The organism is Isoptericola variabilis 225 (assembly GCF_000215105.1).
Taxonomy (GTDB): domain Bacteria; phylum Actinomycetota; class Actinomycetes; order Actinomycetales; family Cellulomonadaceae; genus Isoptericola; species Isoptericola variabilis_A.
Genome location: NC_015588.1, coordinates 1,348,208 through 1,372,195, shown reverse-complemented (window position 1 = coordinate 1,372,195; position 23,988 = coordinate 1,348,208). Strand labels below are relative to the sequence as shown.

Here is a 23,988-nt window from a genome sequence, read left to right as displayed (position 1 = left end):
GCTATCTCGACGACGGATCGCTATCTCGCGCGGCGAAGACTCGGCATGCCGAGGACGACGGGGCCGGCGGGCGCCGGCGCGCCGTGGCCGTGGTGGTCGTCCCCGCCGCCCAGGCGCGCGGTCTCGCGCCGCGCCCAGGCGTCGCCCGAGCGGGTGCGCCGCACGGCGAACGTCCCGCCCGCGAGCGCCGAGTCGGCGATGAGGTGGTGCGGTGCGGCGCGCGTGACCTCGACCGTGACGACGTCGCCCGGGCGCGGCAGGCGCGGGTCCAGGTCGGCGGCGTCGGCAAGGCGGGGGTCGGCGAGCGACGTGGGCTGGTCGCCCGCGACCGCGACGCCGTCGGGCAGCGCGAGGTGCACCAGCCGGTTGTCGGGCGCGCGGCCCGACAGGCGGTGCGTGGCGCCGTCCTTCTTGCCCGAGCCCTCGGCGACGAGGACCTCGAGCGTCCGGCCGACCTGCGCCGCGGACTCCTCGGCGCTGATGCGCTCCTGGAGCGCGACGAGGCGCTCGAACCGCTCCTGGACGACCTCCTTGGGCAGCTGGCCCTCCATCGTCGCGGCCGGCGTGCCGGGTCGCGGCGAGTACTGGAACATGAACGCCGAGCTGAACCGCGAGGCCTCGACGACGCGCAGCGTCTCGGCGAAGTCCTCCTCGGTCTCGCCGGGGAAGCCGACGATGACGTCCGTGGTGATCGCGGCGTCGGGCAGGGCGGCGCGCACGCGGTCGAGGATCCCGAGGAAGCGCTCGGACCGGTAGGACCGCCGCATCGCGCGCAGGACGCGGTCGGAGCCCGACTGCAGCGGCATGTGCAGCTGCGGCATGACGTTCGGGGTCTCGGCCATGGCCGCGATCACGTCGTCGGTGAAGGCGGCCGGGTGCGGCGAGGTGAACCGGACGCGCTCGAGGCCCTCGATCGTCCCGCACGCGCGCAGCAGCTTGGCGAACGCGCCGCGGTCGCCGAACTCGACCCCGTAGCTGTTGACGTTCTGGCCGAGCAGCGTCACCTCGATCGCGCCGGCGTCGACCAGGGCCTGGACCTCGGCGAGGATCTCGCCCGGCCGGCGGTCGCGCTCCTTGCCGCGCAGGTGGGGCACGATGCAGAACGTGCACGTGTTGTTGCACCCGACCGAGATCGACACCCAGCCCGCGTACACGCTCTCGCGCCGCGTGGGCAGCGTCGACGGGAAGACCTGCAGCGACTCGGCGATCTCGACCTGGGCCTCGGCGTTGTGGCGCGCACGCTCGAGCAGCACCGGCAGCGCGTCGAGGTTGTGCGTCCCGAACACGACGTCGACCCACGGCGCCTTCGCCACGATCTCGCCGCGGTCCTTCTGCGCGAGGCAGCCGCCCACCGCGATCTGCATGCCGGGCCGCGCCGCCTTGACGCTCGCGAGCTGCCCCAGGTTGCCGTACAGCCGCGTGGCGGCGTTCTCGCGCACGGCGCACGTGTTGATGACGACGACGTCCGCCGCGTTCGCCGCCTCGTCCTGCGCGGACGCGCGCGTGTAGCCGGCCTGCTCGAGCATGCCGGCCATGTGCTCGGAGTCGTGGACGTTCATCTGGCAGCCGAGCGTGCGCACGACGTAGGTGCGCGGCATCTCGGCGGACGCGTGCGGTCCGTCGACGGGCGCGGGCGCGGGCACGCCGGCAGGCATGGCGGTAGACATGGTGGTGGACATCGCCTCTAGGGTACGTTCCGGTTCGCGTCGTTACGGATTCGTTGCCGACGCAAGACCGTAGACGCTGGTAGACGTAACAACGACTGGTTAGGTTCGAGGGATGGATCACGGCGAAGCGACCACCACGACCGAGCAGGCGGCGACGGCGTCGCACCTCGGGCCCCCGCTCGTGGAGCTGGTGGACGTCAACAAGCACTTCGGCGACCTCCACGTCCTGCGCGACATCAACCTCACGGTGCGCAAGGGCGAGGTGCTCGTCGTCATCGGGCCGTCGGGGTCCGGCAAGTCCACGCTGTGCCGCGCGATCAACCGGCTCGAGCCGATCGACTCCGGGACGATCCGGATCGACGGTCAGCCGCTGCCCGAGGAGGGCCGCGAGCTGGCCCGCCTGCGCGCGGACGTGGGGATGGTGTTCCAGTCCTTCAACCTGTTCGCGCACAAGACGGTGCTGGACAACGTCACGCTCGGGCCGCGCAAGGTTCGCCGCGTGGGCAAGGCCGAGGCCGAGAAGGAGGCGCTCGCGCTCCTGGACCGCGTGGGCGTGAAGAACCAGGCCCACAAGGTGCCCGCGCAGCTCTCGGGCGGCCAGCAGCAGCGCGTCGCGATCGCACGCTCGCTCGCGATGCACCCGAAGGTGATGCTCTTCGACGAGCCGACCTCGGCGCTCGACCCCGAGATGATCAACGAGGTGCTCGACGCCATGGTCGCCCTCGCCCGCGAGGGCATGACCATGGTCGTCGTCACGCACGAGATGGGGTTCGCGCGCAAGGCCGCCGACCGTGTCGTCTTCATGTCCGACGGCCAGATCGTCGAGCAGGCCACGCCCGAGGAGTTCTTCACCAACCCGAGGAGCGACCGGGCCAAGGACTTCCTGTCCAAGATCCTGACGCACTGACCGGTTCCACAGAACCACCGACGAAGGGAAAGCACATGCGCACGCGCACCACAGGGGCGATCGCCCTCGCGGCGGCTGCCGCCCTCACCCTCGCCGCCTGCGGCGGGGGCGACGAGCCGGGCGGCACCGGCGCCACGGGCGGCGGCGACGGCGGCGAGGGCGAGGGCGGCTCGCTGACGATCGGCATCAAGTTCGACCAGCCCGGCCTCGGCTTCATGGAGGGCGAGGAGCCGTCCGGCTTCGACGTCGACGTCGCCAAGTACGTCGCCGAGAAGCTGGGGTACTCCGAGGACCAGATCGAGTGGGTCGAGGCGCCCTCGGCCCAGCGCGAGACGCTGCTGTCCACGGGTCAGGTCGACATGATCTTCGCGACCTACTCGATCACCGACGAGCGCCGCGAGACCGTCTCGTTCGCGGGACCGTACTTCGTGGCCGGCCAGGACCTGCTGGTCGCCGCCGACAACACCGACATCACCGGCCCGGAGGCGCTCGAGGGCAAGAACCTGTGCTCGGTCACGGGCTCGACCTCGGCGCAGCGCATCAAGGACGAGCACGCCGCGGGCGTCAACCTGCTCGAGCAGCCGGGCTACGCCGAGTGCGTGACCGCGCTCGTCGCGGGCCAGGTCGACGCGGTCACGACGGACGACATCATCCTCGCCGGCCTCGGCGCGCAGCCGGCCAACCAGGGCAAGGTCAAGGTCGTCGGCAACCCGTTCTCCGAGGAGAACTACGGCGTCGGCATCCCGAAGGGCGAGGTCGAGCTCTGCGAGGAGATCAACACCGCCCTGCAGGAGATGATCGACGACGGCTCCTGGGAGGAGTTCGTCAGGGCGAACACCGAGGGCACGGGCTACACCCCGAACGAGTCGCTCAACCCGCCGGAGTTCCAGCCCTGCTCGTGAGGGCTGACACCGCCTGAGCACACCGGGGCCCGCCACGACGACGGCGGGCCCCGGCGTGCCGGGGCCCGAGCGGCCCCGGGCCGCACACCTCGAGAGGAGAAGCCGATCCCGTGGGGGACTACCTCAACCTCGTCCGGAGCTACGACGTGCTCGGCGCGTTCTGGGTGAACATCCAGCTCGCCTTCTGGGCGGCGATCCTCGCGCTGGCCCTCGGGTCGGTGCTCGCGCTCTTCCGGATCTCGCCCATCCCGACGCTGCGCTGGGCCGGGGGCGCCTACGTGACGGTGTTCCGGAACACCCCGCTGACCATCATCATGGTCTTCATGGTCCTGGGCGCCTGGGGCCAGCTCAGCGTCTCGCTCTCGACCGACTTCAACAGCAACTTCTTCCGGCTGGCCGTCGTCGGCCTGGCGGTGTACCACGCGGCGTTCGTCTGCGAGGCGATCCGCTCGGGCGTCAACACGGTGCCGATCGGGCAGGCGGAGGCCGCGCGCGCCATCGGGCTGCCGTTCCTGGCCTCGGCGCGCCTGATCATCCTTCCGCAGGCCTTCCGCGGCTCGATCGCCCCGCTGGGCAACGTGATGATCGCGCTCATCAAGAACACGACCGTCGCCGCCGCGGCGAGCGTCGCCACGGAGACGTCCTCGGTCATGAAGACCATGATCGAGTTCAACTCCAGCTACATCTACGCCATCTTCCTCACCTTCGCGATCGGCTACGTGATCCTCGTGACCCCCGTGGGCCTGGCCTCCACGTACTTCTCGCAGCGACTGGCGGTGCGTCGATGAAGCCCCAGCAGACCGTCCTCTTCGACGCCTCGGGACCGCGCGCCCGGCGGATCACCCTCGTCGGCAGCATCGTCGGCGCGCTCCTCGTGCTGGCCGTCGTCGCGTTCCTCCTCGTCCAGCTCGGGGAGAAGGGCCAGCTGGCGCCCGAGCTCTGGCTGCGCGCGGTGGACGCGAACGCCTGGCAGAACTACTACCTGCCCGGCCTCGGCTACACGCTGCGCGCCGCCGCCGTGGCGATCGTCGGCGCCCTGGTCTTCGGGCTGCTGTTCGGGCTCGGGCGGCTCGCCCAGAACGCCGTCGTCCGGCTCGCCGCGGGGCTCGTGGTCGAGTTCTTCCGCGCGGTCCCCGTGCTGCTCATGATGATCTTCTTCTGGCTGCTGCTGGGGATCAACGACCTGACGCCCGTCCCGTCGTTCTGGGGCGTGGTGATCGCCCTGATCCTCTACAACGGCTCGGTCGTGGCCGAGCTCGTGCGCTCGGGCGTCTACGGGCTGCCCTCGGGGCAGCGCGAGGCCGCGCTCTCCGTCGGGCTCACGCGCGGGCAGTCGCTGCGCTCCGTCGAGCTGCCGCAGGCCCTCGTGGCCATGCTCCCCGCGCTCGTCTCGCAGCTCGTCGTGGTCCTCAAGGACTCCGCGCTCGGCGCGATCATCGCCTACAGCGAGCTGCTGCAGCACGCCCGCCGGCTCGGCTCGGGGCACGGGAACATCCTCCAATCGCTGGCGGTGGCGGCCGTGCTGTTCATCGTCATCAACTGGGCACTCTCACGGCTCGCCGAGCGCCTGAGCCGGACGCTCCGCCGCACGTCGGGCCGGACCGGCATCGGGGCCGCGGGGCTCGAGACCGGCGTCGGCGTCGGCGCGACCGCCGTCGAGGGTGCACCGGCCGGGCCGGACACCCGTACGGGTGCTCGCCCCGGTCCCCCGCCGGAGAGTCCCGAACCTCCGGCGCGCTGGTCGTAGCGTTCCGCGTTACAGCGTCCCGCGCGTTCGCGTGCACCTCTCCGTGCCACGCGAAGTAGCGCAGCACGCGCCGAAGTAGCGCAGCACGCGCCGAAGTAGCGCGTCCTCCGCCGTCAGGCGTCGTCGAACGGCGGCAGGTCGTCGTCCGCGGGGTCGCCGGTGTCTCCCTCGGCGGCGAGCGCCTCACGGACCGCGCCGAACGCCACGGACGGGCTGTGTCCCTTGCGTGCGAGCGCAGCCACAGCACGACGCACGCGCTTCTCGCGGTCCTGCCCGCGCGTGCGGGCGACGTGCTTGCGAGCCAGCTCGGCCGCGGCGGCACGCTCGTCCTCGGGCTCGATCTGCTCGAGCGCGTCCGCGGCGACGTCGTCCTCGATTCCGCGCCGGCGCAGCTCGGCGGCGATCGCGCGGCGCGCGAGGCCGCGCTCGCCGTGCCGCGTCCTCGCGATGAGCTCGGCGTAGGCGGCGTCATCGACGAGGCCGACCTCGTCGAACCGGTCGAGCAGCGGCGTCACGACCTGCTCCGGATACCCCTTGCGCGCGAGCGAGCGTGCGAGCTCCCTGCGGCTCTTCGGAGCGGCGGTGAGGATGCGCAGGAGGGTCTCGCGCGCCTTCTCCGACGCCTCCTCGACGCTGAGCTCCCCCGCCTCGAACCGCTCGGCCACGGTGGGCCGGCGGCGCCGCTCAGCCGACCGGGCGCTCCCGGACGCGGCCGGGCGGCCGCGACGCTTCCCCACGCCGCGACCGCCCGTCTCTGCCTGCATCAGGCGTGCCCCATCAGAACGGGGCCTTCTTCCCCTTGGCACCTGCCTTGGCCCCGCCGGCCGGAGCCGCCGCGGCAGCGGTCGCGTCCGCCGCCACCGGTGCGGCCGCACCGGCGCCCGCACCCGCAGCCGCGTCCTCGGCGGGCGCGTCGAGCTTCGCGCCGACGCCGAGCTTCTCCTTGATGCGCTTCTCAATCTCGTTCGCGAGGTCGGGGTTGTCGCGCAGGAAGGCGCGCGCATTCTCCTTACCCTGCCCGAGCTGGTCCCCCTCGTACGTGAACCACGAGCCCGACTTGCGCACGAAGCCGTGCTCCACGCCCATGTCGATGAGGCCGCCCTCGCGCGAGATGCCGACGCCGTACAGGATGTCGAACTCCGCCTGCTTGAACGGCGGCGCCATCTTGTTCTTCACGACCTTGACGCGCGTGCGGTTGCCGACCGGCTCGGTACCCTCCTTGAGGGTCTCGATCCGGCGGATGTCCATGCGCACCGAGGCGTAGAACTTCAGCGCCTTCCCACCCGTCGTCGTCTCGGGGCTGTTGTGCACCATGACGCCGTCGACGAAGTAGTTGTGGTTGCCCTCCACCTCGATGTCGAAGCGGTGCATCGACCGGGTCTTCGGCTTGACGTGCACGTCGAGCACGCGCGCCGGGACGGGGACCGTCCGGGGCTCGACGAACTCTGGCGCCACGGCGAACTTCCCGCGGTGCTGCGGGAGCAGCTTGTACTGCATCGACGGGTGCACGTACGGCGCGATGATCTCCTGGAACCGGGCCGTACCGGCCGTGGTGAGCTGGAGGACCCACTGCTGCCTGGCACCGCGCTGGCGAAGGGAACAGTCGATGCCGTGCGTGTCGCGCAGGTACTCGACCAGACGCTCCCGCGAGCCGGGGCTCATCGCGTCGACGCAGGCCTCGGCGCGCCCGCTGCCGCCGGCGGTGCGGGTCTGCAAGCCCTTCGAACGGACCTGGAACGAGAAGTCGTCCATGTACCAGACCGCGAGCGCCAGCGGTGTGAGCGCCTTGAGGTAGTCCTCGGTGATGTGCTTCTTGCCGTCACCGAAGTACACGACCTGGTGGAGCTCCGCGAGCTCCGGCAGCGGAGTGAGGTCGAGGTGCACCGAGCCGCTCGAGCGCTCGGAGCGCGTCTGGCCGATGTTGCCGAACATCGACGCCTTCCAGTCGAGGTAGGCGACCTGCTTCGGGCCGTGTCCCATGCGGAACCGTACGCCGCGCCGACCGCGCGGGTTGGGCGACAGGTTCGCGTCGCCCAGCAGGCCGCCGAGCACCATCTGCCACTGCTGGTCCGAGAGACGTACCTCCTCGGCGACCATGACCCGGTCGCCCGCGATGATCTCGCCGGCCTCGCGCCAGCCGCCCGGCGTGCGGATGAGGTGGTTCTCGGTCGCCGCGAACTGGGCGCTGCCGTTCTTTCCGGACTTCTCGACCGTGAACTGCAGGAAGCGCTCGGCCGGTCCGTTGTCGAACCAGTTGACGACCTTGCGCGGGACGACCTGGCCGGACTCCGGGTCGTAGGACATGACCTCGACCGGCAGCTTCTGATTGACGATCTTGCCGATCTTCTCCGTGGTGCCGTCGGCGAGAACCACGCGGGTCGAATAATTGAAACAACCGAAGAACACGCCGATCTTCTCGCGCAGCTGGTTGATGAAGATCGCGGTGGTGCCCGAGGCGCTGAGCGCGCCCGTGATCTTGCGCAGCGCCTGCGACATGAGGCGCGCCTGCAGACCGACGTGGCTGTCGCCCATCTCGCCCTCGATCTCGGCCTTGGGCACGAGGGCCGCGACGGAGTCGATGACGATGATGTCGAGCGCACCCGAGCGGATGAGCATGTCGGCGATCTCGAGCGCCTGCTCACCGGTGTCGGGCTGGGAGACGAGCAGCGCGTCGGTGTCGACGCCGAGCTTCTTGGCGTACTCCGGGTCGAGCGCGTGCTCGGCGTCGATGAAGGCCGCGATGCCGCCGGCCTTCTGGGCGTTCGCGACCGCGTGCAGCGCGACCGTCGTCTTGCCGGAGGACTCGGGTCCGTAGACCTCGATGACGCGGCCCCGGGGCAGGCCGCCGATGCCGAGCGCGACGTCGAGAGCGATCGAGCCGGTGGGGATGACGTCCACCGGGGCGCGCCCCTCCTCGCCGAGCCGCATGACCGAGCCCTTGCCGAAGCTGCGGTCGATCTGGGCGAGCGCGGCCTCGAGGGCCTTCTCGCGGTCTGCCGGTGCAGGCATGTCGGTCACCTTTGCGTTCTGGGCGCGGCTGCTGCGCGCCGACGTTCGTGTGCTCATCTCGGTGACGACCGTACGCGCCGCCACCGACAACGCCGACGGCTCCCCGCCGAGGTGGGGACCAATCCGGTCGGGAGCCTTCCTGTGGACCACTCTAGACGAACATCTGTTCGATACGAGCATCCGACGCGCGGCGTGTCGGCGCTCACGCCGCCGCGTCGACGACCTCCGCCGAGCCGCCCGGCTCGAGCAGCACGACGCGCGTCGACGGCGCGCGTCGGTGCGCCGCCGCGGCGAACGCCGCGCCCGCGTGGTCCATCCAGCCCGGCGGCAGGTGCCGCGTCCCCGGGGCGTGCAGCGTCCCCCAGTGCACCGGCACGGCGACCCGCACCCCGACCTCGGCGCACACCTGGGCCGCCTGGACCGGCCCGAGATGACCGCCCGAGAGCCGCGGACCCCAGCCGTGCACGGGCACGAGCGCGACGTCGACGTGCCCGCCCGCGAGCTCGCGCACGTGGCCGATGCCGCCGAACCGCTCGGTGTCCCCCACGGCCCAGACGGTCACCGGCCGCCCGTCGACGCGCGCCCGCACCACGTGACCGGTCGCCGCGTTGGGCCGGTGCGGCATCGGGCGGTGCCCGTGCACGGCGGGCGCCAGGCGGACGTCGACCCACGGCGCGACGTCGTGCCATCCGTCGTCGAGGCCCACGCCCCGCAGCCCTTTCGCGCGCAGCCACCGCGCGTTGGCCGGCGCCGTGAGGACCGGCACGTCGCCGAGCAGGCGCAGCGAGCGCAGCTCGGCGTGGTCGTGGTGCAGGTGGCTGAGCAGGACGGCGTCAGCGCCCTGCCACGCCTCGGTGGCCGGCCGCTCGCCGCGCCGGCGCAGCAGCCCGGCGTGCCGGTGCAGCAGCGGGTCGGTGACGAGCCGCACCATCCCGCCGGGCGTCGCCAGGTCGAGGACGGCCGTCGAGTGACCCAGCCACGTCACCACCACGCTCACGGCCCCACGCTCCCCTCAGCGCGGGGGCGGCGCCTGGCGACGGTCGTCGCGGCCCCAGCGCTGCGGCTCGGGCACGTCGAGCGCGTCGCACAGCGCGTGCCACACGACGCGCGGCTCGACGCCGTCGGCCAGCGCGGCGGCGGGCGTGCGGTCGCCGAGGCGCGGGAGCACCTGCTCGCGTACGAGCGCGCGCCCGTACGCCGGTCCGAAGACCTCGTCGACGAGCTGGGAGAAGTCGCTGTGGCGCACAGTCCCAGCGTGCCATGCCGTGGCGTGCGCCCGCCCCGCCGGTCGCCCGGCCCTGCGGGGTGTCGGTGGCCACGAGCACAATGGCCGGGTGACGTCACCGCTCGAGCGCTTCGGCCCCGCCACGCGCGCGTGGTTCGCGGGCGCGTTCGCGGAGCCGACGGCGGCGCAGACGAGCGCGTGGGAGGCGATCGGCGCCGGCCGGCACGCGCTCGTCGTCGCGCCGACCGGGTCCGGCAAGACGCTCGCGGCGTTCCTGTGGGCGATCGACCGGCTCACGACCGAGCCGCCGCCCGCGGAGCGCTCGCGGCGCTGCCGCGTGGTCTACGTCTCGCCGCTCAAGGCGCTCGCGGCGGACGTCCAGCGCAACCTCCGCTCCCCGCTCGCCGGCATCCGCCAGGCCGCCGCGCGCGAGGGGCTCGCGGTGACCGACGTCGAGGTCGGGATGCGCACGGGCGACACGCCCGCCTCAGAGCGCCGGTCGTTCGCGACCCGCCCCCCGGACGTCCTCATCACGACGCCCGAGTCCCTCTTCCTCGTCCTGACGTCGCAGGCGCGCGCGGGCCTCGCGGGCGTCGAGACGGTCATCGTCGACGAGATCCACGCCGTCGCGGGCACCAAGCGCGGCGCCCACCTGGCGCTGAGCCTCGAACGCCTCGACGCGCTGCTCGAGCGCCCGGCGCAGCGCGTCGGGCTGTCGGCGACGGTCCGTCCGGTCGAGGACGTCGCGACGTTCCTCGGCGGGCACCGCCCGCTCCACGAGGGCGGGCGCGAGGTCGTCGTCGTGCAGCCGCCCGCCGCCAAGGAGTGGGACATCGACGTCGTCGTCCCCGTGCCGGACCTCGCCGACCTCGACTCGGCGATGCCCGGCCCGTCGGGGCCCGACGACGGCGCCGCGGCCCCGCGTGCGCGGCGGCCCGGACCCGCGGCCGGCGACGAGGAGCTCGACCTCGCCGGCGCGGCGACGGCGCCGCTGCGGCGTGCCTCGGTGTGGCCGCACGTCGAGGAGCGCGTGGTCGACCTCGTGGCCGACCACCGCTCGACGCTCGTGTTCACGAACTCCCGGCGCGGCGCCGAGCGGCTCACCGCCCGCATGAACGAGCTGTGGGCCGAGCGGCTCGGGCTGGACGTGCCGGACCCGGGCACGCAGCAGGCCGCGCAGACGCCGGCGCAGTCCGGCACCGCCGCGGGCGTGCCGGCGCTGCCGGACGGGTCGGCCGCTCCCGTGCTGGCCCGTGCCCACCACGGCTCGATGAGCCGCACGGAGCGCACCCGGACCGAGTCCGAGCTCAAGGAGGGCCGGCTGCCCGCGGTCGTGGCGACGTCGTCCCTCGAGCTGGGCATCGACATGGGGGCGGTCGACCTCGTGGTCCAGGTCGGGTCCCCGCCGTCGGTCGCGAGCGGTCTGCAGCGCATCGGCCGGGCCGGGCACCAGGTCGGGGCCGTCTCGCGCGGCGTCGTGTTCCCGACGTTCCGGGGCGACCTCGTGCCGGCGACGGTCGTGACGCGGCGCATGCGCGCGGGCGAGATCGAGCCGCTGCACGTGCCGGCCAACCCGCTCGACGTGCTCGCGCAGCAGGTCGTCGCCGCGCTCGCCGTCGACGACTGGCAGGCCGACGAGCTGCTGGCCCTGGTCCGGCGCGCGGCCCCGTTCGCGACGCTCGGCGACGCCACGTGGCACGCGGTGCTCGACATGCTCGCGGGCCGGTACCCCAGCGAGGACTTCGCGGAGCTGCGGGCCCGGATCGTGTGGGACCGCGCGTCGGGCCGGCTGTCCGGGCGCCCCGGCGCGCTGCGCCTGGCCGCGACGAGCGGCGGCACGATCCCCGACCGCGGCCTGTACGGCGTGTACCTGGCGTCGGACGCGGACGAGCGCGGCCCGCGCGGCGGCAAGCGCGTGGGCGAGCTCGACGAGGAGATGGTCTACGAGTCGCGCGTCGGTGACACGTTCACGCTCGGCTCCTCGACGTGGCGCATCGAGGAGATCACGCCCGACCGGGTGCTCGTCACCCCCGCACCAGGGCTGCCAGGGAGGCTGCCGTTCTGGAAGGGCGACTCCCCCGGCCGGCCGGCCGAGCTGGGCCGCGCGGTGGGGGCGTTCGTGCGCGAGACCGACGCCGCGCTCGCCGCCGACCCGGAGCTCGGCCGCGCGCGCCTGCGGGAGGAGGGTCTCGACGCGTGGGCCGCGGACAACCTCGCCGCGTACCTCACCGAGCAGCGCGAGGCCACGGGCCGGCTGCCCGACGACCGCACCGTCGTCGTGGAACGCTTCCGCGACGAGCTCGGGGACTGGCGCGTCGTGATCCACTCCCCGCTCGGCGCGCGCGTGCACGCGCCGTGGGCCCTGGTGGTCGGGGCGCGACTGCGCGAGCGGTATGGCATGGACGTGGCCGCGATGCACGCCGACGACGGGATCGTGCTGCGGCTGCCCGACGCCGGGGACGCGGGGTGGGACCTGGGTGGGACCGGCACCGGGTGGGACCTGGGTGGGACCGGCACCGGGTGGGACCTGGGCGGGACCGGCACCACGCCGGACGGCGGCGGGCCGGGCGAGCCGGGCATCACGGCGGAGGACCTGCTCGTCGACCCGGACGAGGTGCTCGACGCGGTCCGCGACGAGCTGGGCTCGTCGGTCATGTTCGCCGCGCGCTTCCGCGAGGCGGCGGCCCGCGCGCTGCTGCTCCCCCGGCGCCGCCCGGACCGCCGGCAGCCGCTGTGGCAGCAGCGTCAGCGTGCGGCGCAGCTGCTGGCGGTGGCCTCGCAGTTCCCGGACTTCCCGATCGTGCTCGAGGCGGCGCGCGAGTGCCTGCAGGACGACTTCGACGTCGCCGCGCTGCGCGACCTCATGGCCGACCTCGCCGCGGGGCGCGTGCGGCTCGTCGAGGTCACGACGCCGTCGCCGTCGCCCTTCGCGCAGTCCCTCCTGTTCGGGTACACCGCCCAGTTCCTGTACGACGGCGACGCGCCCCTCGCCGAGCGGCGCGCGGCCGCGCTGTCGCTCGACCCGACGCTGCTGGCCGAGCTGCTGGGCGACCAGGGCGCGACGCAGCTCGCCGACCTGCTCGACCCGGCCGCGATCGAGCGCACGGAGGCCGAGCTCCAGGCGCTCGCGCCGGAACGCCAGGCCCGGCACGCCGAGGACCTGTGGGACGTCCTGCGCCGCACGGGGCCGCACCCGCTCGCCGCGCTGCGGGCCCGCACGCGCGAGGAGGTGCGCGACGAGGTCGCCGGCTGGCTCGCCGACCTCGAGCGCGCGCGCCGCGTCATCCGCGTGCGCGTCGGCGGGCTCGCGCACGCCGACGGTGACGCGGAGCAGTGGGCCGTCGCGGAGGACGCCGGCCGCCTGCGGGACGCACTCGGCGTCGCGCTCCCCGTGGGGGTCCCGGAGGCGTTCACCGAGCCCGTCGCGGACCCGCTCGGGGACCTGCTGCGCCGGCATGCGCGGACCCACGGCCCGTTCGGGGTCGCCGACGTCGCGCGCCGGTTCGGGCTCGGCGTCGCGGTCGCGGGGCAGGCGCTCGCGCGGCTGGAGGCGGCGGGCGTGCTCGTGCGCGGTCGGCTCCGCCCCGAGGCGCTCGGCGGGACCGGGGACGAGTGGTGCGACCCGGAGGTCCTGCGCACGCTGCGCCGCCGGTCGCTCGCCGCGCTGCGCGCCGAGGTGGAGCCCGTCGAGCCCGAGGCGCTCGGGGTGTTCCTCCCGCGCTGGCAGGGCGTCGCGGGCGCCGGCACGTCCGGCGGCGGCACGCTGCGGGGCCTCGACGGCGTGCTGCGCGTCGTCGAGCAGCTCTCGGGTGCGGCCGTCCCGGCGTCGGCCCTCGAGACGCTCGTGCTCCCGGCGCGCGTGGCCGACTACTCCCCCGCGATGCTCGACGAGCTCACGACGACGGGCGAGGTGCTCTGGTGCGGGCACGCGCGGCTTCCCGGCTCCGGGGGCGGGGACGGGCTCGTGAGCCTGCACCTCGCCGACGGGGCCGCGCTCACGCTGCCACCGGTGACCCCCCTCGAGGAGGGTGGTCCGCTCGACACCGACCTGCACCGCGCGGTGCTCGACCTGCTCACCGGGTCGGGCGGGTTCTTCCTGCCCCGGATCGCCGAGCGCGCGAGCGCGTCGGCGTCGGCCGTGCTCGACGTGCTGTGGGACCTGGTCTGGGCGGGCTGGGTCACGAACGACGGGCTCGGCGTCCTGCGCGAGCACCTCGGGGGCGCCGGCGGCGCGCACCGCGCGCCGCGGCAGCCGGGCCGCGCGCGGCCGGTGCGCCGCTCGCGCTTCGCGCTCGCCCGTCCGGCGGCGGCGCCGGGCGCCGCGGCGACCGCCACGGGAGCCGCGACGCCGCGCGGCGGCGGGGGCCGCTGGTCCGCCCTGCCCGCGCGCGAGACCGACCCGACGCTGCGCACGCACGCCCTGACGCAGGTGCTGCTCGACCGGCACGGCGTCCTGACCCGGGCCGTGGCCCCGGCCGAGGGCGTCACGGCGCAGTTCCGCGGCGTGTACCGCGTGCTCACCGAGCTCGAGGAGCGCGGCGCGGTGCGGCGCGGCTACTTCGTCGAGCACCTGGGCGGGTCGCAGTTCGCGCTCCCCGGCGCGGTGGACCAGCTGCGCGTGGACGCGGGCGACCGTGCGCGCGTGCTCGAGGCCGAGCGCGCCGAGGACGACCGCGGCCCCGCGGCCGGCGCGGCGACCCGGCACCACGTGGTGCTGCTCGCCGCGACCGACCCGGCCAACCCGTACGGCGCCGCGCTCGCGTGGCCCCCTTCCGCGCCGGCCACCGGTGCGGCGGACGGCGACGGCGGCACGCACCGACCGGGCCGCAAGGCCGGCGCCGTCGTCGTCCTCGTCGACGGCGACCTCGTGCTCTACGTGGAGCGCGGCGGCCGGACGCTCCTGTCCTTCGGGCACGGCGGCGGCCGGCTCGCGGCCGCCGCGGCCGAGCTCGCCGGGGCGGCGGGCGCCGGACGGCTCGGCCGGCTCCTCGTCCAGCGGGTCGACGGGGTGCCGGCCCTCGCGGCCGCGCGGGACCGGACGCCGGTCGCGGCGGCGCTGCTCGACGCCGGGTTCGGCGTCACGCCGCGCGGGCTGCGGCTGGCGAGGGGCTGAGGTGCCCGAGGGCGACGTCCTGCGGCTCACGGCGGAGCGCCTCGACGCGGCGCTGCGCGGCATGCCGCTCGTGCGCGCCGAGCTGCGCTGGCCGAGCGCGGCCGGCGCCCGCCTGGAGGGCGCCACGGCCACCGGCTGCGTCGCGTACGGCAAGCACCTGCTCACGCGGTTCGACGACGGCCGCACGCTGCACACGCACCTGCGCATGGAGGGCTACTGGCGCGTGCACCGGACCGGCTCGCGCGAGGCGGCCGCACGCAACCCCGCGGTGCGCGCCGTGCTCGGCACCGCCGCGTGGACGTGCCTGGGCTGGCACCTCGGCATGCTCGACCTGCTCCGCACGCGCGACGAACCGCGCGTGCTCGGCCACCTCGGCCCCGACGTGCTCGCCGACGACTTCCCCGACGCCGGCCTCGCCGAGGGGGTCCGGCGGCTCGCGGCCCAGGGCCCTCGCCCGGTGTGCGAGGCACTGCTCGACCAGCGGGTCGTCGCGGGGCTGGGCACGATCTGGATGGCCGAGACGCTCTTCGCGCTGCGGCTGTGGCCGTGGACGCCGGCGTCCGGGCTCGACGACGACGCGCGCGCCGCCGTGCTCCTCACGGGCCGGCGGCTCATGGGTCGCAGCGTCGCCGTCGGGCGCTCGCGCGGGCTGGGCGCGGTCGAGACCGCGGTGCACGGACGGGCCCGCAGGCCGTGCCCGCGCTGCCGCACGCCGATCGCCGTCGGGCAGGCCAACGAGCCGCCCTACGAACGCCCGGTCTTCTGGTGCCCGTCGTGCCAGGCGCGACCCTAGGCCGGCGGCGGCGGCGGACCGGGCCGGACGCCGAAGGGCGCCCCACCCGCAGGTGGGACGCCCCTCGGAGAAGCTCGGCTCGTGCCGGTCAGCCGACCGGCGCCAGGTCCTCGCGCAGCGCGCCTCCGCGCCGCGCGTCGTCCCCGCGGCTGAGCAGCCCGGCGTAGACGTCCGCCGGGATCGTGTCGGGGATGTGCAGACCCTCGGCGACCGCGATCCGGTCGCTCACCTCGCGCAGCACCAGCGACATCGGCACGTCGAGCGCCTCGCAGATCGAGGCGAGCAGCTCGGACGACGCCTCCTTCTGGCCTCGCTCGACCTCGCTGAGGTATCCGAGCGAGACACGGGCTGCCGAAGACACCTCACGCAGGGTGCGCCCCTGACGCTGCCGCGCGTCGCGCAGCACGTCACCGATCTCTCGTCGCAGAACGACCATCTCGCGCCCCCTTCCCGTGCCCGGTCCTTCCGGCCTCGTTCGTCCCCCTGGGGTAGGGGTGGATCCACCGTACCGTGACCGGACGACATCACGCCGACCGGGACGCACATCGATACGGGTCTGTGGCCTTGGCCTCGTGGCGATCACACCAGGAGGAACGCCCGCGCGGCGGCCGGTGTTCCCGCGGGTCCGCGCGGGGACGGACCCGCGCAGGATCTTCACCCGGCGAGCACGTCGGCGGCGAGCGCGAGGACGCCCGCCGCGGCGCCGGCGCGCACGGCGGCGCGGTCGCCCGGCAGGTCGAGCCGGCGGACCTCGTCGCGGTCGGGCGTGCTCACCGCGACGAAGACGAGCCCGGGCTCCTTGCCGTCCTGCGGGTCGGGGCCCGCCACGCCGGTCGTCGCGAGCCCGACGTCGGCACGGGTGCGGCGCCGCACTCCGCGCGCCATGTGCAGCGCGACGTCGGGGTCGACCGCACCGCGCTCGGCCAGCAGCCCGCCCGGCACCTCGAGCAGGTCGCGCTTGAGGTCGGTGGCGTAGGCGACGACGCCGCCGCGCAGCACCGCGGACGCCCCCGGCACGGCGACGATCTCGGCCACGACGAGCCCGCCCGTGAGCGACTCCGCCACGCCGAGGGTCCACCCTCGCTCGGCGAGGGCGGCGAGCAGGTCGCGCGTGCTCACGCCGTCGACGCGCTGGTCTCGCCCGCGCGCGCCGCCCGGCGCAGGCGCCACCCCTGCAGCGCGTAGTCGAGCCCGGTGACGACCGTGACGACGATCGCCGCGACCATGACGACCCACGCGGTCACGCGCACGGCACCCGGCAGGTGGTCGAGCGGCAGGACGAAGAGCGTGATGGCGACCGTCTGCAGCACGGTCTTGATCTTGCCGCCGCGCGAGGCGGGCATGACGGCGTAGCGCAGCACCGCCATCCGCATCGCGGTGATGGCGAGCTCGCGCACGAGGATCACGGCCGGCACCCACCAGGGCAGCTCGCCGAGCGGCCACCACAGCAGGACGAGCGCGGCCCCGACGAGCGCCTTGTCGGCGATCGGGTCGAGCAGCTTGCCGAGGTCCGTCACGAGCCCGCGCGTGCGGGCGAGGTGGCCGTCGAGCCGGTCGCTGAGCGCCGCGACGGCGAACACGCCGGTCGCGGCGAGCCGCCAGCCGACCGACTCGCCGCCGTCGACGAGGAGCGTCCACGCGAAGACCGGGACGAGCGCGATGCGCGCCATCGTCACCAGGTTGGCGACGTTCCAGGGTGACGGCTGGTTCTCGGGCACGCCTCCACCCTACTGGCCGTCCGGGCGACGTCCCGACCCCGCGTGTCCCGTCCGTGACGGCCCGGCCACTACGCTGCTGACGTGACCTCTCCCGCTCGGCGCAGAGCCGTGGCCGCCGCGCTGCTCGCCGCGACCGCCGGCACGACGGCGTGCTCGGGCGCGCCCGTCGTCGCCCCGACCGTGACGACGACGCCCGTCGTGACGGTCGCGAAGGCGGCCCCGCCGGCGCCCGCGCCGCCCGCGACGTTCACGGTGCTCGCCGCGGGTGACGTCCTACCGCACACGCCTGTGCTGCAGTCGGCGGGCACGGCCGGCGGCGGCACGGACTTCAGCCCGCTTCTGGCGGGGCTGGAAGCATGGGTCACCGGCGCGGACCTCGCGCTGTGCCACCTCGAGGTGCCGGTCGCCCCGCCCGGGACCAGACCGAGCGGCTACCCGACGTTCGGCGCCCCAGACACGCTCGTGCGCGACCTCGCCGAGCAGGGCTGGGAGGGCTGCTCGACCGCGTCGAACCACTCGCTCGACCGCGGCCTGGCGGGCGTGGTGGCGACCCTCGACGCCCTCGACGCGGCCGGCCTCGGGCACGTGGGCACGGCCCGCAGCGCCGAGGAGCAGGCCCGGCCGCAGCTCTACGAGCTCGCGCGGGGCACGCGCCCGGTGACGGTGGCGCACCTGTCCGCGACCTACGGCACCAACGGCCTGCCGGTCCCCGCGGACGCGCCGTGGGCGGTCGATCTCATCGACGCCGCGGAGCTGGTGCGCGACGCGACGGCGGCGCGCGACGCGGGCGCCGACCTCGTGCTCGTCTCGCTCCACGCGGGCGTGGAGTACACCGAGGACCTCACCGACCAGCAGGCGGACGTGACCGCCGAGCTCGCGGCGTCCGGCGTCGTCGACCTCGTCATCGGCCACCACGCCCACGTGCCGCAGCGCGTCGAGCGGCTCGACGGCGGACCCGACGGCGCCGGCATGTGGGTCGCGTTCGGGCTCGGCAACATGCTCTCCAACCAGTCCGCCGAGTGCTGCGACGCCCGCACCAGCAACGGCGTGCTGCTCACGGCCACGGTCGAGCGGCCCCGGCCGGCGGCTCCGGCCCGCGTCGTCGACGTCACCTGGACCGCCACCACGGTCGACCGGGCCGCGGGCCACCGGCTGCGCGCCCTGCCCGACGCGCTCGCCGACCCGACGGCCGGCACGCTCGACCGCGACGAGCTGATGCGCCGAGAGCAGCGGGTGCGGGACGCCGTCGGCACGCAGGCCACGGAGCGGACCGAGCCGCCGCGGCCGACCGGCGAGCCCCCTGCCGTGGTGCCGCGCGCCGAGGGCTGAGCTACTCCTCGGAGGCGGTCGCGGCGGACGCCTCGTCCTGGTCGAAGACCGGCGTGCTGTCGCCGCGGATCAGCGCGAGCGCGGCGGGCAGGTCGTCGGGCTGCACGAGCACCTCGCGCGCCTTGGAGCCCTCGGACGGGCCGACGATCTCGCGCGACTCCAGCAGGTCCATGAGCCGGCCGGCCTTGGCGAAGCCGACCCGGAGCTTGCGCTGGAGCATCGACGTCGAGCCGAACTGGGTCGTCACGACGAGCTCGGCCGCCTGCAGCAGCAGGTCGAGGTCGTCGCCGATGTCGTCGTCGACCTGCTTCTTGGCGGCCGCCGGGGCCGTGACGTCCTCGCGGTAGACGGGCTTGAGCTGCGCCTTGACGTGCTCGACGACGGCGTGCACCTCGGACTCGGTGACCCACGCGCCCTGGACGCGCATCGGCTTGGCCGCACCCATGGGCAGGAACAGCGCGTCACCCTGGCCGATGAGCTTCTCGGCGCCGGGCTGGTCGAGGACGACGCGCGAGTCCGTGACCGACGACGTCGCGAACGCCAGGCGGGACGGCACGTTGGCCTTGATGAGGCCCGTGACGACGTCGACCGACGGGCGCTGCGTGGCGAGCACGAGGTGGATGCCGGCGGCGCGCGCGAGCTGCGTGATGCGCTGGATCGACGCCTCGACGTCGCGCGGCGCGACCATCATGAGGTCCGCGAGCTCGTCGACGACCACGAGCAGGTACGGGTAGGGCGCGATCTTGCGCTCCGAGCCGGGCAGCGGCTTGACCTTGCCCGAGCGCACGGCCGCGTTGAAGTCGTCGATGTGCTTGTAGCCGAACATCGCGAGGTCGTCGTAGCGCGCGTCCATCTCGCGCACGACCCAGTCGAGCGCCTCGGCGGCCTTCTTCGGGCTCGTGATGATCGGCGTGATGAGGTGCGGGATGCCCTCGTAGATCGTCAGCTCGACGCGCTTGGGGTCGACGAGGATCATGCGGACCTGCTCGGGCGTGGCGCGCATGAGGATCGACGTGATCATCGAGTTGATGAAGCTCGACTTTCCGGCGCCCGTCGCGCCCGCCACGAGGATGTGCGGCATCTTCGCGAGGTTCGCGACGACGTAGCCGCCCTCGACGTCCTTGCCCACGCCCATGACCATCGGGTGCTCGGTGCGGCGGGCCGCGGACGAGCGCAGCACGTCGCCGAGCACGACGGTCTCGCGGTCGGAGTTCGGGATCTCGATGCCGATCGCCGACTTGCCCGGGATGGGCGAGAGGATGCGCACGTCGGCGCTCGCGACCGCGTACGCGATGTTGTTCGACAGCGAGGTGATGCGCTCGACCTTGACCTTGGGGCCGACCTCGACCTCGTAGCGCGTGACCGTGGGACCGCGCGTGAAGCCGGTGACCTTCGCGTCGACGTCGAAGTCGGCGAAGACCTTGGTCAGCGCCTCCACGACCCGGTCGTTGGCCGCCGACCGCGTCTTGTGCGGGGCGCCCTTGACGAGCACCTGCTCGTCGGGCAGGAGGTAGACGGTGTCGCCCTCGAGCATGGGCTGCTCGGCGCGGCCCATGGGCGCCGGCAGGCTCGGGGCCGAGGCGCTGTCGGCCGACGCGTCGGGCACGAGCGCGGGCGACGGCGGCTCGGGGTCGGCCGCGGGCGGACCCGTCGGGACGAGCTGGGTCGCCGCGGTGCGCAGGTCGGCGGGTGCCGTCTCCTCGTCGGCCTTGTCGAGCGTGGCGGCCTTCTCGAACGCCTCGTCGCCGGCGTACCGGGCGGCGCGCTCGGCGGCCTCGGCCTCGCGCATCGCCTTGGTCTTGCGGGTGCGCCGCTTGCGCGGCCGCTCCTGCGACCCGTCGTGCCGCGACACGCCCTCGGCCAGCTCGAGGCCGTCCTCGTCGGCCGCGTGGTGGTTGCCCGTCAGCCGGTCGTACAGGGCGCGGAGGCGCTCGGGGATGCGGTGGACCGGCGTCGCGGTGACCACGAGCAGCCCGAAGAAGCCGAGGAGCAGGAACAGCGGCACGGCGACCCACTCGGTCACGCCCGCGACGACGGGCGTGGCCGCGAGGTAGCCGACGATGCCGCCGGCGTCCTGCACGCCGCCGAACCCGTCGCGGGGCGACGGCAGGTCCTCGGCGATCGCGACGAGCGAGCACACGGCGACGACGAGGAAGGACAGCCCGATCGCGACGCGCGAGTTCGCCTGACCGCGCTCCGGGTGGCGCATCACGCGCACGCCGAGCCACAGGAGCAGCACGGGCACCGCGACGCCGGCCAGGCCGACGGTGCCGGCCACGACGGCGTGCACGGCCTCCCCGAAGGGCCCGGGGATGCCCCACCACTCGCGCGCGGCCACGACCAGCGCGAGCGCGATGAGGAAGAAGGCGACGCCGTCGCGGCGGTGCTCGGGTTCCAGGTCTCTCGCTCCCTTGGTGATGCTGCGGACGACGGCGCCCAGGCCGTGGGCCACGCCGAGGTAGGCGCCGCGGGCCGCGCGCACGGGCCACGGCGGGCGTCCGCGCGACGGCCGCCGTGCGGACGACGTGCGGCCCTTGCCCGTCCCGTTCGCGCCCGTGCGGGCGCGGCTCGGCGCGCGACGGGTCGGCGCCGCCACGGAACGCGTGCGTGCCGAGCTCGTCGCGCCCCGCTGCGGTGCCCGAGGAGTCCCGGTGATCCTCCGGGCCGGTGTCCGGGTCGCCATGATGCTCTCACCGTACCCGCGGGGTGCGACGCGACGCCGCAGGTGGGCGGTGGCGTGTCCCACGCTCAGGCCGTGAGGAGCCCCACGCCCAGCGTCACGACGCCCGCGGCGATCGCGACGGCGCCGAGCGGCAGCAGGACCACGGCGCGGTTGGGCCGCGTCCGGCCCTCGCCCATCGCGGAGAAGAAGAAGCCCGCGGGCATGAGGATCGCCGCGACGAGCACGCCGGTCGCGGCGAGCCAGCGCGCGAACCCGCCGAGGTGCGTGGCCTCGGTCAGCAGCACGCAGAGCAGCCCGAGGATGACGAGCACCCCCGCGTGCGCGTGGCCGGCGCGGAAGAACGACGTCTGGAAGTCCGTCGCGCCCACGCGGCCGGTGACGACCCGGACGAGGAACGCCCCGCCGGACTCGATCGCGACGACGGTGAGCAGCACGGCTCCCGCGGTGATGCGGGCGGCGTCGGTGAGCTCGAGCACGGCGGCCTCCACGGGTCGAGGTTTACGAACACTGTTATGAAACACTGTTCGCGTTCTCGGGTCAAGAGGTCTACGCTCCCGGCATGGCCCGTCCCCGGTTGCACGACGCCGCGCTGCGCACCCGGCTGCTCGAGGTCGCCTCGCACGCGGTGGCCGCGGGCGGCGAGGGCGCCGTGACCGTGCGCTCCGTCGCCGCCGCCGCCGGCACGAGCGCGTCCGCCGTGTACGCGCTCTTCGGCTCGCGCGACGAGCTCGTCGCGGCCGTGAGCGCCGAGGGCTTCCGCCGGTTCGCCGGGCACCTCGCCGCCGTGCCGCGCACCGAGGACCCGCTCGCCGACCTGCGCGAGCTGGGCCTGGCCTACCGGACGAGCGCGCTCGCCGACCCGCACTTCTACCGGGTCATGTTCGAGCGCGCGGTGCCGCCCGCGGCCGACGCACCGCCCGCCGTCGAGCGGCCCACGTTCCGGGTCCTGCGCGACGCCGTCGCGCGGCTGCTCGCGGGCGCACCCGACGACCGCGTCGAGGCGGCCGCGGTCGCGCTGTGGGGGCTCGTGCACGGGCTCGTGTCGCTCGAGCTCGCGGACCTGCTCCCCGGCGACGACGACGAGCGCGCGGCGCGCTACGCCGCCGCGCTCGCCGCGGTCGGCCCCGCGCTGCTCGCCGGCTGACGACCGCCGACGGACGTCGCCGCGGCGACGCTCTGCGAGCCGACCGCGCGTCAGGCCTCCACGACCACCGGGACGATCATCGGGCGCCGGCGCAGGCGCCGGTTGACCCACTGCCCGACCACGCGCCGCATGACCTGCTGCATCTGGTAGGTGTCCGTCGCGCCGCCGGCGATCGCGTCCTCGAGCGCCCGGACGACGTCGGGCTGGATCTCCTCGAACACCGCGTCGTCCTCGGCCATGCCGCGCGCGAGGATCTGCGGGCCGGCCAGGACCTTGCCCGTCGCCGAGTCGACGACCGCGAACACCGAGATGAAGCCCTCCTCGCCGAGGATGCGGCGGTCCTTGAGCTCGGCCTCGGTCACCTCGCCGACGGACGAGCCGTCGACGTACACGTACCCGCACGGCACCGCGCCGACGACGGACGCCTTGCCGTCGACGAGGTCGACGACCACGCCGTCCTCGGCGAGGACCACGCGGTCGGCGGGCACACCCGTCCGGACCGCGAGCGCCGCGTTCGCGACGAGGTGGCGCACCTCGCCGTGCACGGGCATGACGTTGCGCGGGCGCAGGATGTTGTAGCAGTAGAGCAGCTCGCCCGCGCTCGCGTGGCCGGAGACGTGCACCTTGGCGTTGCCCGAGTGGACGACGCGCGCGCCGAGGCGCGTGAGGCCGTTGATGACCCGGAACACCGAGTTCTCGTTGCCGGGGATGAGCGACGAGGCGAGGATCACGGTGTCGCCGCGGCCCACCGCGACCTTGTGGTCCCCGTTGGCCATGCGGCTCAGGGCTGCCATCGGCTCGCCCTGGGAGCCGGTCGACATGTAGACGACGCGGTCGTCGGGAAGGTCGGCCGCCTGCTTGAGATCGATGAGCACACCGGGCGGCACGTCGAGGTACCCGAGCTCGGCGGCGATGCCCATGTTGCGCACCATCGAGCGCCCGACGAGCGCGACCTTGCGGCCGTGCGCGTACGCCGCGTTGAGCACCTGCTGCACGCGGTGCACGTGCGAGGCGAACGACGCCACGATGATGCGGCGCTCGGCCTGCGCGAAGATGTTGTCGAGCACGGGGCCGATCTCGACCTCGTTGGTGACGAAGCCCGGCACCTCGGCGTTCGTGGAGTCGACCATGAACAGGTCGACGCCGCGCTCCCCCAGCCGCGCGAAGGCGCGCAGGTCGGTGACCCGGCCGTCGAGCGGCAGCTGGTCCATCTTGAAGTCGCCCGTGTGGAGCACGGTGCCCGCGCCGGTCGTGATGGCGACGGCGAGCGCGTCGGGGATCGAGTGGTTGACCGCGACGAACTCGGTCGAGAACACGCCGAGCTGCAGCGTGTCGCCCTCCGCGACGGGCCGCATCACGGGACGGATGCGGTGCTCCTTGAGCTTGGCGTCGACGAACGCGAGCGTCAGCCGCGAGCCGACGAGCGGGATGTCGCGGCGCAGGCGCAGCAGGTAGGGCACGGCGCCGATGTGGTCCTCGTGCCCGTGCGTGAGGACGACGGCCTCGATGTCGTCGAGCCGGTCCTTGATGTACTCGAAGTCCGGGAGGATGAGGTCGACTCCGGGCTGGTGGTCCTCGGGGAACAGGACCCCGCAGTCGACGACGAGCAGGCGTCCGTCGTACTCGAGGACGGCCATGTTGCGCCCGACCTCGCCGAGCCCGCCGAGGGCGACGACGCGCAGCCCTCCGGCGGGAAGGGCGGGGGGCAGGGGAAGTTCGGGGTGCGGGTGGCTCACGGGGCCTCCTGGCCT

19 protein-coding genes are annotated in these 23,988 nt (G+C 74.5%); 8 read left to right on the top strand and 11 right to left on the bottom strand.

Going from position 1 to position 23,988, the window contains the following annotated elements:
* Nucleotides 1–20 precede the first annotated feature (20 nt).
* Complete coding sequence (miaB, locus tag ISOVA_RS06305) at nucleotides 21–1,679, bottom strand: tRNA (N6-isopentenyl adenosine(37)-C2)-methylthiotransferase MiaB (protein ID WP_013838413.1); 1,659 nt, start codon at nucleotides 1,677–1,679, stop codon at nucleotides 21–23.
* Between the two features lie 100 nt (nucleotides 1,680–1,779).
* Here miaB and ISOVA_RS06300 point away from each other — a divergent pair, with 100 nt between their 5' ends.
* The 4 genes from ISOVA_RS06300 (at nucleotide 1,780) to ISOVA_RS06285 (ending at nucleotide 5,223) form a co-directional block, all read left to right on the top strand.
* On the top strand, nucleotides 1,780–2,574 hold the full coding sequence (locus ISOVA_RS06300; protein ID WP_013838412.1) for an amino acid ABC transporter ATP-binding protein: 795 nt from the start codon (nucleotides 1,780–1,782) through the stop codon (nucleotides 2,572–2,574).
* 35 nt (nucleotides 2,575–2,609) lie between these two features.
* A complete protein-coding gene (locus ISOVA_RS06295; RefSeq protein ID WP_013838411.1) occupies nucleotides 2,610–3,476 on the top strand; it encodes a glutamate ABC transporter substrate-binding protein in 867 nt (288 codons plus the stop codon).
* 110 nt (nucleotides 3,477–3,586) lie between these two features.
* The gene (locus ISOVA_RS06290) at nucleotides 3,587–4,264 is read left to right on the top strand and encodes an amino acid ABC transporter permease (RefSeq protein ID WP_013838410.1); all 678 of its coding nucleotides are present in this window, start codon (nucleotides 3,587–3,589) and stop codon (nucleotides 4,262–4,264) included.
* The gene (locus ISOVA_RS06285) at nucleotides 4,261–5,223 is read left to right on the top strand and encodes an amino acid ABC transporter permease (protein ID WP_013838409.1); all 963 of its coding nucleotides are present in this window, start codon (nucleotides 4,261–4,263) and stop codon (nucleotides 5,221–5,223) included. Before ISOVA_RS06290 ends, ISOVA_RS06285 begins: the two co-directional genes overlap by 4 nt.
* Nucleotides 5,224–5,336: 113 nt before the next feature.
* Here ISOVA_RS06285 and ISOVA_RS06280 read toward each other — a convergent pair whose 3' ends face one another.
* The 4 genes from ISOVA_RS06280 to ISOVA_RS06265 all read right to left on the bottom strand — a co-directional run bounded on the left by ISOVA_RS06280 (nucleotide 5,337) and on the right by ISOVA_RS06265 (nucleotide 9,478).
* Complete coding sequence (locus ISOVA_RS06280) at nucleotides 5,337–5,960, bottom strand: regulatory protein RecX (protein ID WP_233275958.1); 624 nt, start codon at nucleotides 5,958–5,960, stop codon at nucleotides 5,337–5,339.
* A 40-nt stretch (nucleotides 5,961–6,000) separates the two neighbouring features.
* Entirely contained in the window at nucleotides 6,001–8,232 is a 2,232-nt protein-coding gene (gene recA, locus ISOVA_RS17610) for an intein-containing recombinase RecA (RefSeq protein ID WP_013838407.1), read from the bottom strand.
* Between the two features lie 202 nt (nucleotides 8,233–8,434).
* Nucleotides 8,435–9,229 carry an MBL fold metallo-hydrolase gene (locus ISOVA_RS06270; RefSeq protein ID WP_013838406.1) on the bottom strand — a complete coding sequence of 265 codons (795 nt, stop codon included), beginning with the start codon at nucleotides 9,227–9,229 and terminating at the stop codon, nucleotides 8,435–8,437.
* A 15-nt stretch (nucleotides 9,230–9,244) separates the two neighbouring features.
* Nucleotides 9,245–9,478: a DUF3046 domain-containing protein gene (locus tag ISOVA_RS06265; protein WP_013838405.1), complete on the bottom strand. Its 234-nt coding sequence runs from the start codon at nucleotides 9,476–9,478 to the stop codon at nucleotides 9,245–9,247.
* Between the two features lie 88 nt (nucleotides 9,479–9,566).
* On the opposite strand from ISOVA_RS06265, the gene ISOVA_RS06260 reads away from it, so the two are divergent.
* Nucleotides 9,567–14,570 carry a DEAD/DEAH box helicase gene (locus tag ISOVA_RS06260; RefSeq protein WP_013838404.1) on the top strand — a complete coding sequence of 1,668 codons (5,004 nt, stop codon included), beginning with the start codon at nucleotides 9,567–9,569 and terminating at the stop codon, nucleotides 14,568–14,570.
* 1 nt (nucleotide 14,571) lies between these two features.
* Complete coding sequence (locus tag ISOVA_RS06255; protein ID WP_013838403.1) at nucleotides 14,572–15,363, top strand: DNA-formamidopyrimidine glycosylase family protein; 792 nt, start codon at nucleotides 14,572–14,574, stop codon at nucleotides 15,361–15,363.
* 88 nt (nucleotides 15,364–15,451) lie between these two features.
* Here ISOVA_RS06255 and ISOVA_RS06250 read toward each other — a convergent pair whose 3' ends face one another.
* From ISOVA_RS06250 to pgsA, 3 genes are all read right to left on the bottom strand, one after another.
* Nucleotides 15,452–15,799, bottom strand: coding sequence for a helix-turn-helix domain-containing protein (locus ISOVA_RS06250; protein ID WP_013838402.1), 348 nt, complete (start codon nucleotides 15,797–15,799; stop codon nucleotides 15,452–15,454).
* Between the two features lie 218 nt (nucleotides 15,800–16,017).
* Nucleotides 16,018–16,482: a CinA family protein gene (locus ISOVA_RS06245; protein ID WP_013838401.1), complete on the bottom strand. Its 465-nt coding sequence runs from the start codon at nucleotides 16,480–16,482 to the stop codon at nucleotides 16,018–16,020.
* Nucleotides 16,479–17,081 (bottom strand): CDP-diacylglycerol--glycerol-3-phosphate 3-phosphatidyltransferase, encoded by a 603-nt coding sequence (gene pgsA / locus ISOVA_RS06240; RefSeq protein WP_013838400.1) that lies wholly within the window; start codon nucleotides 17,079–17,081, stop codon nucleotides 16,479–16,481. The genes ISOVA_RS06245 and pgsA overlap by 4 nt, the downstream gene beginning before the upstream one ends.
* 81 nt (nucleotides 17,082–17,162) lie before the next feature.
* Between pgsA and ISOVA_RS06235 the strand changes: the two genes are divergently transcribed.
* Nucleotides 17,163–18,410, top strand: a complete 1,248-nt coding sequence (locus ISOVA_RS06235) for a CapA family protein (RefSeq protein ID WP_143762072.1) — start codon at nucleotides 17,163–17,165, stop codon at nucleotides 18,408–18,410.
* Between the two features lies 1 nt (nucleotide 18,411).
* Here ISOVA_RS06235 and ISOVA_RS06230 read toward each other — a convergent pair whose 3' ends face one another.
* Nucleotides 18,412–21,093, bottom strand: a complete 2,682-nt coding sequence (locus ISOVA_RS06230) for an FtsK/SpoIIIE family DNA translocase (RefSeq protein ID WP_081474900.1) — start codon at nucleotides 21,091–21,093, stop codon at nucleotides 18,412–18,414.
* 65 nt (nucleotides 21,094–21,158) lie between these two features.
* Entirely contained in the window at nucleotides 21,159–21,569 is a 411-nt protein-coding gene (locus tag ISOVA_RS06225; RefSeq protein ID WP_013838397.1) for a hypothetical protein, read from the bottom strand.
* Between the two features lie 83 nt (nucleotides 21,570–21,652).
* Between ISOVA_RS06225 and ISOVA_RS06220 the strand changes: the two genes are divergently transcribed.
* Nucleotides 21,653–22,237, top strand: a complete 585-nt coding sequence (locus ISOVA_RS06220; RefSeq protein WP_013838396.1) for a TetR/AcrR family transcriptional regulator — start codon at nucleotides 21,653–21,655, stop codon at nucleotides 22,235–22,237.
* A gap of 50 nt (nucleotides 22,238–22,287) precedes the next feature.
* Here the strand turns inward: ISOVA_RS06220 and ISOVA_RS06215 are convergent, their stop codons facing one another.
* Entirely contained in the window at nucleotides 22,288–23,973 is a 1,686-nt protein-coding gene (locus tag ISOVA_RS06215; RefSeq protein WP_013838395.1) for a ribonuclease J, read from the bottom strand.
* Nucleotides 23,974–23,988: the final 15 nt, after the last annotated feature.